Genomic DNA, 13,359 nt, shown 5'->3' with positions numbered 1-13,359 from the left:
CTTTTATTTAGAACATAATTTAACCTCGAAAGATCAACACGCCCTTGTATAATCGTCATTAAAATTCAGTCTATTCTCAGAGAATAACCGATTAAATATAAAGCAAATTTATTGAATAAAATCAAAATGCGTTTGATAAAACTTACCAACAATAGGTAAAAATCTTCGCTGGCCATTAATGGCATGAAATACCCCTAAACACCACGCAATGATCACGCCTACACAAAGTAACCACCCAATAAGGGGAATAAACGCTAACATAGCGCCAGTTAAAATAAGCCCAAGAGATTGGCGTAGATGAAAACGAGCAAAAGAAGATTTATGATCGCCATATAAAAACAAAGCAATTAACCAACCAAACACAGTGATGTAAGAAAGCACAGCAACTATTTTTACCATGTCATACTGTAAACGACTATCAGAATGAGAATACATAAACTCAACCTTCATTAATTCCTTTACCTTTAAATTTAGCTATGATTTTTAGAGTAAGCAAGTGATCAAATGTGATTGTTTTGTGAATATTTAAGGAGGATCTTTATAAACTCTTTATTTTAAACAACATTATTATATAAATATTTTTTTGTTATAAAAACAATAAACTAGGCGTTTTAAAATCTAATAAATCAATTGAAAATTCAGATCCTTTTAAAAACAAATGCTTTGTCGATAATAGCTAAACACAAAAACTTATCGAAAGATATTGGCAATCAATCATGAATGCCACAGCCGTTAAATCTAGTTAATAGCTTGCCCGCTTATTTTGTTTTTAATCACTTTTGCCTTTAAGCGATTGTTGATTTGTTTGTACTGTTTTTTCATTTGTTCAATAAGTATTAATTTTTGTTGTTTGGTGTTTTGTTGATAAGCAATTTTTTGATACGTTAGTATGAATTGTTGATAATACTCACTCAGTTGAACATCAAATTTACTGATTTGATGATTAAAGTCACGCTGTAATTGCTCATGCCCTTTTTCAAAACCAATCTTACTTAATTTTTGTTGTGTCTGTTGATAATACATCAACCATTTGGGATAACGATAAGTAGCATTTATCCACCAATGGGCAAAGAAAATACATAAGGCAGAAATAATGAAAGACAAGGTAATAATGCTGACAGAGACATAATCAATTTTATCACCAAACCATTGAGAAAATAATTGTTTTTGTTTCTCTTGTGAGAAACTTATCACTAGTTTTGTCCATTGATAATCAAGCGCTTCAAATTGCAACATTAACTGATTCAACCAAGCACCACTCAGATAGTGTTTAATATCAAAATAAGTTGATAACGACTCTTTTTCTAATAATAATTGTGAGGAAAAACCTTGTTCAACTCGGCTTGGGTCCACCGCTGCGGTAGGATCTACCCTTACCCAACCTTGCCCCTCAAACCAAACTTCACTCCAAGCATGAGCATCTCTTTGTAAGATACTAAAATAATTACCTTTTGTATTAAACTGTCCGCCTAAATACCCCACAACCATTCTGGCAGGAATACCCGCAGCCCTCATTATATAAGTAAAGCTACTTGCATAATGCTCACAAAAACCAGCTTTAGTATCAAAGAAAAATTCATCTAAACTGTTATTGGTCAGTGAAGGCGGGTTCAGCGTATAACGATATGCTTGTAGGCGAAATGTTGATAAAACTTGATTAACTATCGTTTTTTGATCAGAAAATTCATGGCGTAGCTTTTCAGCATAAGAAATCAATAACGGGTTTGATTGCTTATCTATTGTTAAAAATTCCGAAGATGATGCAAGGTTGGCAAACAGTTCTATTGGGTTATCAATAAAGCTAGTGACAGAATATGATAATGATTGTGCGATTTTATCACGACTTAACATTGTCTGATCTTTCAGTTGATACACAATTTTATTTTGTTTCACGTCATCCAACCGTGCAACATCTAAAGCAAATAACCATCGTTGAAAACTAGGCTCTGCGATCACTTGGTAACTGATTTGATTCTTTGTTAAATCAAGTTGTTGACTAAGTATTTTTGTATTAACAATATCTTGCTTAGATTTTTTACTTCTGTGCCAACTAGTACCATCAAACTGGTCAAGGACAATAGTTCGCCAATACATTTCATTATAATTTGGTATTTTATTGTCAAATTCAACGCGAAAAGCTAACTCATTCGATAACGCTAAGGTCGAAATGTCGCCAATAGTAACCTTGTCACTTAAGCCAGTTTTGGCAGAATTTGCTACTGGCACATGCCATAAAGGTGAGAGTTTTGGGAAAAATAAAAATAACACAATTGCTAAGGGTAAACTTTGCAACATTAGCTTTAATGCCATTTTAAGATGGTAATTTACTTTTTGTTCGGCAGAAAAATAACTATGTAGCCAAGCTAAATTCATCACCGCAATTATAAATATCACCACAGTAAAATATATTGATTGAGAAAAAATAAATGCCGTTGCTAAAATAAAAAAGCCCTGAACAACAAGTTGGTAGAGATCTTTTCGCTGGTTAAGTTCAAAGGGTTTCAACACATAAGCTAAACACAATAAATGAATCATCCCTAATAAAACCCCAGTATTTTGTGCAGTTATAACTAACAAGATACAACCAGCTACTGAGACGAAAGATTTGATAAAATTTGTTGGGCGAGCAAGAATTTTTTGATTGATAGTAAATTGCCACAATAAACAAATGACGCTTAATGAGATGAACCACAACGAAAGCTCAGTGATCAGTGTAAGCAGATTAAACAGTTGGATGAATAATAAATGATGTTTAAAAGACTGAGATAAAACAAAGGACGGATTTTTTCGACTCGTATTTTTATTGTTTAGTGGTAACTTTTTAGTCAAAAACATTTGCCAGCCCTCCTTATTAATTCGTTGATATTCAGGGTTAAAATTATGTATTTATTTGAGGAGAATCGCATATAGCCAAAGCGGTTAAACACTGCTTTAAATGATTTTCACCTGAATTTATTGCAATGATATTATGTTCAACTTTTCCTGGAATTTGTAAGCCGTACTCTATGCCTGCTTGCTGATACTGAAGCACTAAATAACAAAGGTTACTAACCCTATTTTCCCATGAATGACTTGGCATATCGTTAATACTAAGCACGTTATAATGACTTTGTGATTGGCTATAATGTTTTGTTTGCCATAAATCACCTTTAGCAACATGCTTCCATGCAATATGACTAAGTGGCTCTCCTATTTTATAGGGTTTCAATTCGTAAAAGTCTTCGCCTTTGATTCTGTGTGATGATTCGCCATTTGGTCGTTTATTAGCATCATCAAGATTCACTCCCTGGGTTACATCAACACATTTAAGGGGTTTAGGATAACAAATCACGTCAATATCGAATTTTAATTTTGTCCAGCATTGAAAAAGCCCTAATGGGAATTCACTTTTGATAATTAAACGATTGAGAGTATGTTTACCACGAGTATTAAATTGAACAGGTACATTTAAAATGTGCGGTTTGTTCACCGACATCAGATTAACCTTGTGATGCTCTGTAAAATTAATGGCAAACGATTGCTTTACATTTTGCGACGATATTTCGACAGGAATAAACAGTGTTTCTTCAACAAATCCGTTATAAACACCTGTGGCTGATATTGTTAACCCAGCCATATTAAAGTAAGTGTAAAACATGGTTGTCAGAAATAAGCTACTAAATAAATAACACATAATAATGATCAGATTATTTTGGTAATTAGTGCCCAGAATAAATAGCAAAAGAATAAAAACGATAAACGCAACACCAAAGCGGGTTGGTAAAATAAAAATGTTATTTTGTGCCAGTCGTTGATTGGCTTTACTTGGCATCCGACGATTTAACCAAGCGTTAAATCCATGATTAACATAGTGATAAATTTTTCGTTTAAAGTGGATAAACATTAATACATACCGATCAACAAGGGTTAATTTTCTGTATAATTCGATTGTTCGCTATCAACCATCGAGAGAACTTGTTTAGACAGCGACTCATTGCCTTGTGAAGTTCGACCGACCATTCTATGTTCACAAACACTTGTAAAAACTGATTTAATATCATCAGGTAAAACATGATCGCGATTATCGATAAAAGCCCATGCTTTAGCAGCGGCAACAAGTGCTTTACCGGCTCTTGGAGAAAGTGGATTGACAGATAGCTGCCCTGATCTCGTTTGTTGAAACAAAGCAATTATATATTCAAAAATAGCATCGGATACATAAATATCATTAATATGTCGTTGAATCTTTTGAAGTTGTTCAAGTGAAATGGCGGGTTTGATATCAGCATAATTTAACGTTTGATTTGATGATTTCAATATTTGCTTTTCGGCATTTTTATCAGGGAAACCTAAAGATATACGCATCATAAAACGATCGAGTTGTGATTCTGGTAATGGATAAGTGCCGGCATGAAACAAAGGGTTTTGTGTGGCAATAACAAAAAATGGTGTCGGTAAAGAATGCGTTGTACCATCTATACTAACACGGTTTTCTTCCATTGCTTCTAATAGTGCGCTTTGTGTTTTAGGACTAGCTCGGTTAATTTCATCAGCTAACACTACTTGATTAAAAACAGGCCCTTTATGTAATGTGAAGCTATGTTTTTCGCTATCAAAAATAGACACCCCAATCACATCTGCCGGTAATAAATCACTCGTAAACTGTACTCGTTGATAACTTAGCCCTAACGAAGAGGCAAGCACATGCGCTAAAGTTGTTTTGCCCATGCCAGGTAGGTCTTCAATTAACAAATGTCCTTTTGCTAATAAACAAGCCAATGCTAATTTCACTTGTTCAGGCTTACCAATAACATAGCGCTCAATTTGCGTTAACGCCCGTTCAATCATTTGTTGCATGAATTGCCCTTTTTAATCTTCATATCATCTTTCTCGGTCTTCATGGAGTATCTGATATTTTTATACAATCTATAAGTTTTAGTATGACATGCAACGAGATAGTTAACAAAATTACTCGCTGTTATGAAAACTCAATCATCAACTCAGTCAATGGCTGTTTAACCTTAACTATTTAAGTAACTATATCCCTTTAAATAAAAATGTTAATATTGGCTTAATTGATTGGTAAATATAATAAAAAATGGAACTAAACTTTTTTTCAGCCTTCATCATAGGTTTATTAGGAGGCGGACATTGCATTGCTATGTGTGGCGGCATAACAACTATGTTGACGTCTGCTTTACCAAAGCAACGAAAAAATAACCTGCCTTATATATTGACGTACAATATCGGCAGAATTCTTTCTTATACTTTTATTGGTGCCATTGCCGGTTTTTCAGGCTCTCTCGCTATAAAGTCATTAGGATTTCCAGTGATCATGTTAAAAATGGTCGCGGGGTTATTTTTAATTTTGCTTGGTTTGTATATTGGACAATGGCTAATGTGGCTTACCAAAGTAGAAGTCATCGGCAAGCACATTTGGAAAGTGATCTCACCTTTTAGTAAAAAACTAATCCCAGTAAATACTATTAAAAAATCATTTTTTCTGGGTGTGTTATGGGGATGGTTACCTTGTGGGCTTGTTTATTCAACCCTTACGTGGTCCCTAGCAAGCGGCAGTGCGTTGAACGGAGGATTGATTATGATGTTTTTCGGGTTAGGTACGCTTCCTGCTTTATTAACAGTTTCATTTGGTTTTGAGCAAATAAAATCATTAATACAACAAACGATATTTAAAAGAATCATGGCATTATTACTAATTGTATATGGTTTATATACGTTAATGATTGCATACCAACTGATGATTTAATAACATAACTTCGTAAAATAAATTACCTCCTAGGTTGTTAAGGATAATATGTACAAGAATCAAAGCGCTTCACAACAACATATACATTGTCAAAACTGTAGCATCAGTGAGCTTTGTTTACCTTATTCTCTTAATGAAAATGAATTAAAAACACTCGATGATATCATTGACCGAAAACGCCCCATCCATAAAGGAGAAGAGCTGTTTCAAGATGGCCAGCAAATGCAGTCTTTATATGCTATTCGCTCAGGTACTTTCAAAACCTTCACGGTCAATGAAAGTGGCGAAGAACAAATAACTGGTTTTCATTTGGCTGGTGATTTACTAGGGTTTGATGCGATTGCTGAGTCTGAACACCCAAGTTTTGCAAAAGCATTAGAAACTTCAATGGTATGTGAAATCCCTTATAATACCTTAGATTCTTTATCCAATAGTATGCCAAAGCTTAAAAAACAAATCCTTCGGATGATGAGCTCTGAAATAAAGAATGATCAAGAAATGTTAACCTTGCTTAACCGTAAAAATGCGGAACAACGTCTTGCAACGTTTCTTTGTGCCCTAAGTGCTAGATATCATGCTCGAGGCTTATCAGCAAGCGAGTTTAGATTAACAATGACCCGCAGTGATATTGGTAATTACATTGGATTAACCGTAGAAACAATTAGTCGATTATTAAATAAATTTAATAAAAATGAATTAATTAAAGTAGATGGGAAGCTTATTACCATTTTAGATAACGATAAACTTGAAGATTGTGCTGCGTTATAGCAGCACTTAGCTTTCTTTCAGAACTTCTCCACACTAAAAACTCCAGTAACTTCTACTAAAATTTAATAGGCTAAATAAGCTTATATTAAAACCGCCTTTTTTGATTTAAAACAATCATCAACTATGTGTTATATAAGAATATAACTATACTAAAAGTTAATCATTAGCCTGAGTCAATCTGGAGCCAATATGGAAAAATATCATCAAATTTTAGCAATCATAGATCCAACCACAGAAGATCAAAAAGCTTTAAAAAGAGCGATAGAGCTAGCAAAACAAACTAAAGCGACCATTACGGCATTTTTATCTATTTATGATTTCTCCTATGAAATGACCACTATGCTTTCCAATGATGAAAGAGAAGCTATGCGAGAATCTTTAATTACGGATCGTCTACAATGGCTTAATGAATTAATTAAAGATTTACCAAAAGAAAATATTTCAATCACGACCAAAGTCATTTGGCATAATCGCCCCTTTGAACCCATTATTGAAGAAGTTTTACACAATGGTTTTGATATAGTGATTAAAGGTACACATCAACACGATAAATTAAAATCAGTGATATTTACGCCAACTGATTGGCATATACTACGTAAGTGCCCATGCCCAGTATTATTAGTTAAAGATCACTTATGGCCAATGAATGGTAATATAGTAGCGGCGTTAAATGTTGGTAGTGCGGAAGCTGAGCATCAATCACTTAATGTTAAAATTACCGAAGAAGCGATAAATTTATCAAAATTAATCAAAGCTAATGTTCATTTAGTTAATTCTTTCCCTGGAACCCCCGTTAATATTGCTATCGAAATTCCTGAATTTAATGCTAACGAATATAATGATTCTATGTTTAATCATCACCTTGAGGCGATGAATGAACATGCCGAAAAATTTTCCATCAGTAAAGAAAATACTCATGTAGAAGAAGGATTACCAGAAGATATTATTGTCAGACTAGCGGATGAATTAGATGCTGAATTAGTTATATTAGGTACCATTGGTCGAACGGGTTTATCTGCGGCGCTTATTGGTAATACTGCGGAACATTTGATTGATAATTTAAACTGTGATGTTTTAGCCTTAAAACCCGATGGTTATGTTTCTCCCTTAGCTAATTAAGCATAGGTTTATCGTAAAGTTAAACCATTGCCCTATTTGTACTTAATAAGTTAGTGAAAAAACCAAGGTGAATACCTTGGTTTTTCCTTTTACTCGAAAACTTTTCACAAAAGTAAATGACTAAGCTAGACACTACACGCCGCGATTAAAACGATTTTATCTCGAACAAATTTTAACCGCGAAAGATCAACAGCCCCTAGGCTTAAGTAAAAACTATTTAATAGTTACTTACGGTTTGTTGTTGGTTTAACGTGTCATCTGTTAGTCCTGGCTTGGCTTTAAGTTTGATCACAACACGGCGGTCATAGAAACTCACCTCTTGTTGATTATTGGCAACTACTGGTGATTCTTCACCAAAAGCAAACAAATTGATACGTTCAGCGGTGATCCCTTTATCTAATAGGGCATGTTTAACGGCATTGACACGGGCAATTGATAAGGCATGATTAAGCTCTTCATTACCTTGTAAGTCAGTATAGCCAGATAAATCTATCATCAATTCAGGGGCTTGTTTTAATAAAGTCACTAATGAATCTATTTGATCTTGATAATGTGGTTGAATATCACTTGAACCCGTTGAAAACTGTAAACTCATCAAAAGATTCTCAGCTTGTAGTTGCGTGGTATTATGTTGACTGTTTTGTAATGCAAGTAGTTCATCTTGATATTCTTGCTCTATTTGTTTCATTTTTTGCTGGTATTTTGCTAACGCGAGTTGATGATTATTTTGCTCTTGTGAAAGTTTCACTACTAATTCATCTTTATCATTACTAACATTAATATGTTTTGCGGTGAAGACACCAATAATGCCGGAAACAAACGCCCCGACAGGACCTGCTACTACAGCACCTAAAACAAGACCACTTCCAAACCCTATATTTTCATATTTTTTATGTTGCTGGGCTTTATTTATATCGTCTGTTTTCAATGCGTCATTTGCCATAGTTGGCGCTGTTACCAAAGATGTTGCAATGCAACAGGCTAACAAAGTTTTTTTCAGACCGTGATTTTTAGTGGTTTGGTTAAACGTCGCGTTTTTCATGATGTCACCTTTATTGTTTGTTTTAGATTTAAATTAAATACAAGAGTTTTTTTACTTAACTCTTTGTGTTGACAGTATTAAACCAACTAAAAAAGCCATTAAAAGGTCACAATAATGGCGATACAATGAACAAATGTGGCAACAATATGGCAATGTGTCGAAATGCAAGAATTTAACAATAAACTTTTATATAGTGTTGTTGTCAACAGAACATAATTGCTCTAATAACTGATATAAACTCAATTAGGTAAACAGATATAAATGTCAAAAAGAATTGCTATTGTCGAAGATGAAGCTGCGATCAGAGAAAATTACGCTGACGTACTGCGCGCGCAAGGCTATCAAGTGCAAACTTACGCCAATAGAACTACTGCCACACAGGCTTTTAGTATTAAATTACCTCATTTAGTAATTTTAGATATTGGCCTTGAGCAAGAATACGATGGCGGTTTTACCTTGTGCCAATGGTTAAGAAGTTTATCTATCACTTTACCCATCATTTTTTTAACCGCACGCGATAATGATGTCGATACCGTATCAGGCTTACGAATTGGTGCCGACGACTATTTAACCAAAGATATTAGTCTCCCCCATTTAACGGCACGAATTTCTGCACTTTTTAGACGGGAAGATGCTTTAAATAAACCTACCGAGCAAGACCATTTACTGACCGTTCAAGATTTAACGATTGATAGTCAAAGAATGACAGTGAAATGGCAAGGTAACCTCATAGATTTAACCATTACCGAATTTTGGATGGTATATGCATTAGCTAAAAAACCTGGCCATGTTAAAAACCGACAACAACTTATGCAAGATTCAAACATTTACGTTGATGACAGTACGATCACATCTCATATCAAACGGATCAGAAAAAAGTTTAACCTACATGATAAAAACTTTGATTGTATCGAAACGGTTTACGGTATGGGCTATCGATGGGAACAAGGCCTCAATAATACGGCTGATGATCAGGTCATAGCTAAATAATGCAGTTTAGATTCGGTTTGCGAAGCAAGTTATTACTGCTTTCCTCATTTTTAGTCGCTATCCCTTGGTTTGGTTATCAATATGTATGGGAGATGGAAAAGTATTTAAGGTTTGGTCAAGAGCAAACCATCATAGGTACTGCCCGTGCCTTAGCGACTGCGTTACATGAACGGCCTAATCTTTTTAACAATCAAGCAAGCTTTTTACCTAGTGTTGAAAAAGGCAAAGATTTATACGGCTACCAACTTAATCACCCAATTAATTTAGATGGTAGCCATCAAGATTGGCCAAATTATCTTGCCAAATCACATTATTACGGTGTTGATAACCAGCTAACCAACAACCAGAATACATTACCATTAACCATTGAAAAGTTATCAAATAATTACACTGCAGCAGTGGGAAAATATGATAAATATCTTTATTTTTTTGTCAGTGTTGTCGATGACAATGTCATCTATCGCGATAACAATGCCCGAAGTATTGAATTAAATGACCGTTTAGAATTAGCCTTCACCACTCCACAAGGCAGATTTCAACGCTACCTTGTGGCAAATAAGCATGCTGGATGGTTAGATGTATTTCAAATACAAGATGACGAAATTATTCCTCCTACACCGGCGCTTTTTATACAAGGGAAATGGCTTGAAACACCACAAGGTTATAATATTGAGTTTCGAATTCCGCTTAAAAACATTAGTGATAATTTAGCTTTTTCAATTCACGATGTTGATGAACCCTTTGGACAGACAAAAAGTACGATTGCTAGCGCAAATACAACCAATAAAGACTCGTTAGGCACCATATTAGTACCATCACCTGAAATAGAACGTATCGTTAAAGGAATGAGTTACACCAATTCCAGTGTTTGGGTAGTTGATCAACATCATCGCGTGCTTGCAAAGGCTGGCGATATACAAGCTGCCAATGGGCTATGGCAAAAAAATAGCATAAACCAAGAAGATTCATGGCGCACAGAGTTACAAGCACTTTTAAAACCTCTGTTTAAACGTTTACTCACTCAGCCACCTAAAGCCTTTATTGATCAACTTTATGATGCACAAAACCTTACAGGCAAACACATAGAATCAGCCTTACAAGGAATACCTCAATCACAATGGCGACTTTCTAGTGATAATAAAGCCGTTATTTTAACAGCTGCATATCCCATTTATTTTGGTAATAAAGTACATGGAGCTGTGATAGTAGAAGAAACCAACAATGGTATTCGAACCGTTAGAAATCAAGCTTTAGAAAAGTTATTTACTAGCATATTAGCGATCATGATTTTTGGTATTATGGCTTTCTTTTTTTTCGCATCAAGGATCTCGAATAGGATCAGAGCATTACGAAACCAAGCAGAACAGGCGATTGATGAACACGGGAGAATAAATGAAGCGATGACAGCATCGACTAAAAATGATGAGATTGGCGATCTTTCTCGCAGTTTTTCAACGGCGGTAAGTCGATTGAGCCAATATAACCATTACCTCGAAAATATGTCATCACGCCTATCTCATGAACTAAGAACACCAATTGCTGTCGTTAGAACATCATTAGAGAATCTAACCATTCAAAATCAACATTCCCCCCATTCAAATGCTTATATTGAAAGAGCACAGCAAGGATTAAACCGACTAAATTTAATTTTAACCAACATGAGTGAAGCTACTAGATTAGAGCAAATGTTAAAAAATACCGACTGTATTACCTTTAATTTTTATCAGGTATTAAATGGCTGTTTACAAGGTTATCGACAAATTTATGAAAACTATCATTTTCAAACAAATTTTAGCGATGAAAAAGTCACCATGAATGGCTCTCCTGAACATATCGCTCAACTGCTTGATAAAGTGATCAGTAATGCCGTTGAATTTAGTGAAGATAAAAAAATCACTTTAGCTATTGAACAACAATCAAATTCATTAACCCTACACATCAGTAATAATGGCCGTTATTTACCAGAAGAGATGACTGAAAGGCTATTTGATTCGATGATTTCAATCAGAGACAATCATCAAGATCTTAATGAATTAACGGCTGAAAATAAAAGGCCCCACTTAGGTTTAGGGCTTTATATGGCGAGATTAATTTGTCAATTTCACCAAGGTAATATACAGGCAAGTAATCATCATAATCCTAAAGGCGTGACGATAACAATTATTTTACCAATCCAAAACAATTAAGCCATTAACTACAATCAATACGATTATTGTGATCGGTTATAAAAATTACTCAATACCAATATATTTATGTACTTGAATCGATAAACGCCAATTGTTTTCAATACAGGTTTTAATTGCTAATTCTGTTGCTCGTTGTTTTTGACTGATAGGTTGTAAATAAATTGGCTTTGCTGTCACCTTGTGATCAGTTAATAATGCCTTTAAATCATCAACATGCTGTTCGGTAGCGACCGGATGTTTAATTTCATTGGCCCTTTGCATTGCTGAGGTCAATATTTTGTATCCACCTTTCATATTCACTTTTGGCGAAACAGTAACCCAACAATTCTCTGTAGTGTTAATTTCAAATGTGCCTGAGGTTTCTATTTGACAACTAAAGCCATGTGCTTCTAATACCGAGCAAAGTGGCGTTAAATCGACCATGCAAGGTTCACCACCGGTAATAACGATATGTTTTGCTTTAAATTTTTTACGACTAAAAATATCAATAATGTCTTCACTACTTAACGCAGCCCACTGATCAGATTCAGCAGTTTTACTGGTCATAGTTAAGTGATCGACTTCATCGGATAAATTAATTTCCCAAGTATGTTTAGTATCACACCAAGAGCAGCCAACAGGACAACCTTGAAGACGCAGGAAAATTGACGGTTGCCCAGTAAAAGCTCCCTCTCCTTGAATGGTTTCAAATAATTCGTTTATTTTGTATTTTGTCGTCATAATAGCGTTCTTTATTGCCTATTTATCGGAGAAGAAATTTCAAGTAAAATGCGCAAGTTTCCTATTATACCTCAGAGAGTCCAAAGATGAGCAGCAAAATTAGTCCTAATATTAATAATAAAGTCGTGGTTATATATTCTGGCGGCATGGATTCTTTCACCGTTCTTAATCGCGCGTTAAAAGACGGTAAAGAGGTGTTTGCTTTATCCTTTGATTATGGACAACGTCATGTCAAAGAACTGCAATGTGCTAGTGACGTATGTAAAAGTTTAAATGTTCCCCATAAAGTAATTGATATTACAACAATTAATCAATTATTAGCAGGCTCATCATTAACCGATGATATTGATATTCCTGAAGGACATTACGAAGCGGAAACCATGAAATCCACTGTCGTGCCTAACCGAAATATGATTTTACTTTCTTTAGCCGTTGGTTATGCGGTATCTGTTGGCGCAGCGCAAGTTTATTACGGCGCACATTCGGGCGATCATGCTATCTATCCTGATTGTCGCCCTGAGTTTGTTGAAAAAATGAATGATGTTTGTCAAATTGCGAATTATGAAGCCGTGGAAATTTTCAGTCCTTATTTAACGGTGACCAAATCGGATATTCTAACAGATGGAATAAAAATGGCGTTAGATTACAGTAAAACATGGACTTGCTATAACGGTCGTGAAAAAGCCTGTGGTAAATGTGGCGCTTGCCAAGAAAGATTAGAAGCTTTTAGCGACAATAATGTTGTCGACCCATTAGCTTACGAAGACTAATATTATTAATCGTTAAGA

At 34.9% G+C, this 13,359-nt stretch carries 12 protein-coding genes; 6 read left to right on the top strand and 6 right to left on the bottom strand.

Features of this window, described 5'->3' with window-relative positions; genetic code table 11:
• Positions 1-108 precede the first annotated feature (108 nt).
• The 4 genes from Q4493_RS16100 to Q4493_RS16085 all read right to left on the bottom strand — a co-directional run bounded on the left by Q4493_RS16100 (position 109) and on the right by Q4493_RS16085 (position 4,836).
• On the bottom strand, positions 109-435 hold the full coding sequence (locus Q4493_RS16100) for a DUF4870 domain-containing protein (protein WP_303454807.1): 327 nt from the start codon (positions 433-435) through the stop codon (positions 109-111).
• Positions 436-738: 303 nt separating this feature from the next.
• Positions 739-2,835 carry a DUF3488 and transglutaminase-like domain-containing protein gene (locus Q4493_RS16095; protein WP_303454805.1) on the bottom strand — a complete coding sequence of 699 codons (2,097 nt, stop codon included), beginning with the start codon at positions 2,833-2,835 and terminating at the stop codon, positions 739-741.
• Between the two features lie 43 nt (positions 2,836-2,878).
• Positions 2,879-3,883 carry a DUF58 domain-containing protein gene (locus tag Q4493_RS16090; RefSeq protein ID WP_303454803.1) on the bottom strand — a complete coding sequence of 335 codons (1,005 nt, stop codon included), beginning with the start codon at positions 3,881-3,883 and terminating at the stop codon, positions 2,879-2,881.
• Between the two features lie 23 nt (positions 3,884-3,906).
• Entirely contained in the window at positions 3,907-4,836 is a 930-nt protein-coding gene (locus tag Q4493_RS16085) for a MoxR family ATPase (RefSeq protein ID WP_303454800.1), read from the bottom strand.
• A 241-nt stretch (positions 4,837-5,077) separates the two neighbouring features.
• Between Q4493_RS16085 and Q4493_RS16080 the strand changes: the two genes are divergently transcribed.
• The 3 genes from Q4493_RS16080 to uspE all read left to right on the top strand — a co-directional run bounded on the left by Q4493_RS16080 (position 5,078) and on the right by uspE (position 7,633).
• A complete protein-coding gene (locus Q4493_RS16080) occupies positions 5,078-5,746 on the top strand; it encodes a sulfite exporter TauE/SafE family protein (RefSeq protein ID WP_303454798.1) in 669 nt (222 codons plus the stop codon).
• A 48-nt stretch (positions 5,747-5,794) separates the two neighbouring features.
• Positions 5,795-6,514: a fumarate/nitrate reduction transcriptional regulator Fnr gene (fnr, locus tag Q4493_RS16075; RefSeq protein WP_303454797.1), complete on the top strand. Its 720-nt coding sequence runs from the start codon at positions 5,795-5,797 to the stop codon at positions 6,512-6,514.
• Positions 6,515-6,703: 189 nt separating this feature from the next.
• A complete protein-coding gene (gene uspE, locus Q4493_RS16070; RefSeq protein WP_303454795.1) occupies positions 6,704-7,633 on the top strand; it encodes a universal stress protein UspE in 930 nt (309 codons plus the stop codon).
• 217 nt (positions 7,634-7,850) lie between these two features.
• Here uspE and pdsO read toward each other — a convergent pair whose 3' ends face one another.
• Positions 7,851-8,675: a sortase-associated OmpA-like protein PdsO gene (pdsO, locus tag Q4493_RS16065; protein ID WP_303454793.1), complete on the bottom strand. Its 825-nt coding sequence runs from the start codon at positions 8,673-8,675 to the stop codon at positions 7,851-7,853.
• Between the two features lie 261 nt (positions 8,676-8,936).
• On the opposite strand from pdsO, the gene pdsR reads away from it, so the two are divergent.
• Both pdsR and pdsS read left to right on the top strand, forming a co-directional pair.
• Positions 8,937-9,665: a proteobacterial dedicated sortase system response regulator gene (gene pdsR / locus Q4493_RS16060; protein ID WP_303454791.1), complete on the top strand. Its 729-nt coding sequence runs from the start codon at positions 8,937-8,939 to the stop codon at positions 9,663-9,665.
• A complete protein-coding gene (pdsS, locus tag Q4493_RS16055) occupies positions 9,665-11,851 on the top strand; it encodes a proteobacterial dedicated sortase system histidine kinase (RefSeq protein ID WP_303454789.1) in 2,187 nt (728 codons plus the stop codon). Before pdsR ends, pdsS begins: the two co-directional genes overlap by 1 nt.
• Before the next feature lie 45 nt (positions 11,852-11,896).
• Here pdsS and queE read toward each other — a convergent pair whose 3' ends face one another.
• Complete coding sequence (queE, locus tag Q4493_RS16050; protein ID WP_303454786.1) at positions 11,897-12,571, bottom strand: 7-carboxy-7-deazaguanine synthase QueE; 675 nt, start codon at positions 12,569-12,571, stop codon at positions 11,897-11,899.
• A 110-nt stretch (positions 12,572-12,681) separates the two neighbouring features.
• Between queE and queC the strand changes: the two genes are divergently transcribed.
• On the top strand, positions 12,682-13,341 hold the full coding sequence (queC, locus tag Q4493_RS16045; RefSeq protein ID WP_303454848.1) for a 7-cyano-7-deazaguanine synthase QueC: 660 nt from the start codon (positions 12,682-12,684) through the stop codon (positions 13,339-13,341).
• Positions 13,342-13,359: the final 18 nt, after the last annotated feature.

The organism is Colwellia sp. 1_MG-2023 (assembly GCF_030546755.1).
Lineage (GTDB): Bacteria > Pseudomonadota > Gammaproteobacteria > Enterobacterales > Alteromonadaceae > Thalassotalea_H.
The sequence above is the reverse complement of the archived record's forward strand: the minus strand, read 5'-3'. Positions and strand labels throughout refer to the sequence as shown.

What these genes read in the sequence shown, in the direction of transcription:
- Q4493_RS16100 (WP_303454807.1), bottom strand. Translation starts at nt 435, where the DNA reads ATGTATTCTCATTCTGATAGTCGTTTACAGTATGACATGGTAAAAATA.
- Q4493_RS16095 (WP_303454805.1), bottom strand. Translation starts at nt 2,835, where the DNA reads ATGTTTTTGACTAAAAAGTTACCACTAAACAATAAAAATACGAGTCGA.
- Q4493_RS16090 (WP_303454803.1), bottom strand. Translation starts at nt 3,883, where the DNA reads ATGTTTATCCACTTTAAACGAAAAATTTATCACTATGTTAATCATGGA.
- Q4493_RS16085 (WP_303454800.1), bottom strand. Translation starts at nt 4,836, where the DNA reads ATGCAACAAATGATTGAACGGGCGTTAACGCAAATTGAGCGCTATGTT.
- Q4493_RS16080 (WP_303454798.1), top strand. Translation starts at nt 5,078, where the DNA reads ATGGAACTAAACTTTTTTTCAGCCTTCATCATAGGTTTATTAGGAGGC.
- fnr (WP_303454797.1), top strand. Translation starts at nt 5,795, where the DNA reads ATGTACAAGAATCAAAGCGCTTCACAACAACATATACATTGTCAAAAC.
- uspE (WP_303454795.1), top strand. Translation starts at nt 6,704, where the DNA reads ATGGAAAAATATCATCAAATTTTAGCAATCATAGATCCAACCACAGAA.
- pdsO (WP_303454793.1), bottom strand. Translation starts at nt 8,675, where the DNA reads ATGAAAAACGCGACGTTTAACCAAACCACTAAAAATCACGGTCTGAAA.
- pdsR (WP_303454791.1), top strand. Translation starts at nt 8,937, where the DNA reads ATGTCAAAAAGAATTGCTATTGTCGAAGATGAAGCTGCGATCAGAGAA.
- pdsS (WP_303454789.1), top strand. Translation starts at nt 9,665, where the DNA reads ATGCAGTTTAGATTCGGTTTGCGAAGCAAGTTATTACTGCTTTCCTCA.
- queE (WP_303454786.1), bottom strand. Translation starts at nt 12,571, where the DNA reads ATGACGACAAAATACAAAATAAACGAATTATTTGAAACCATTCAAGGA.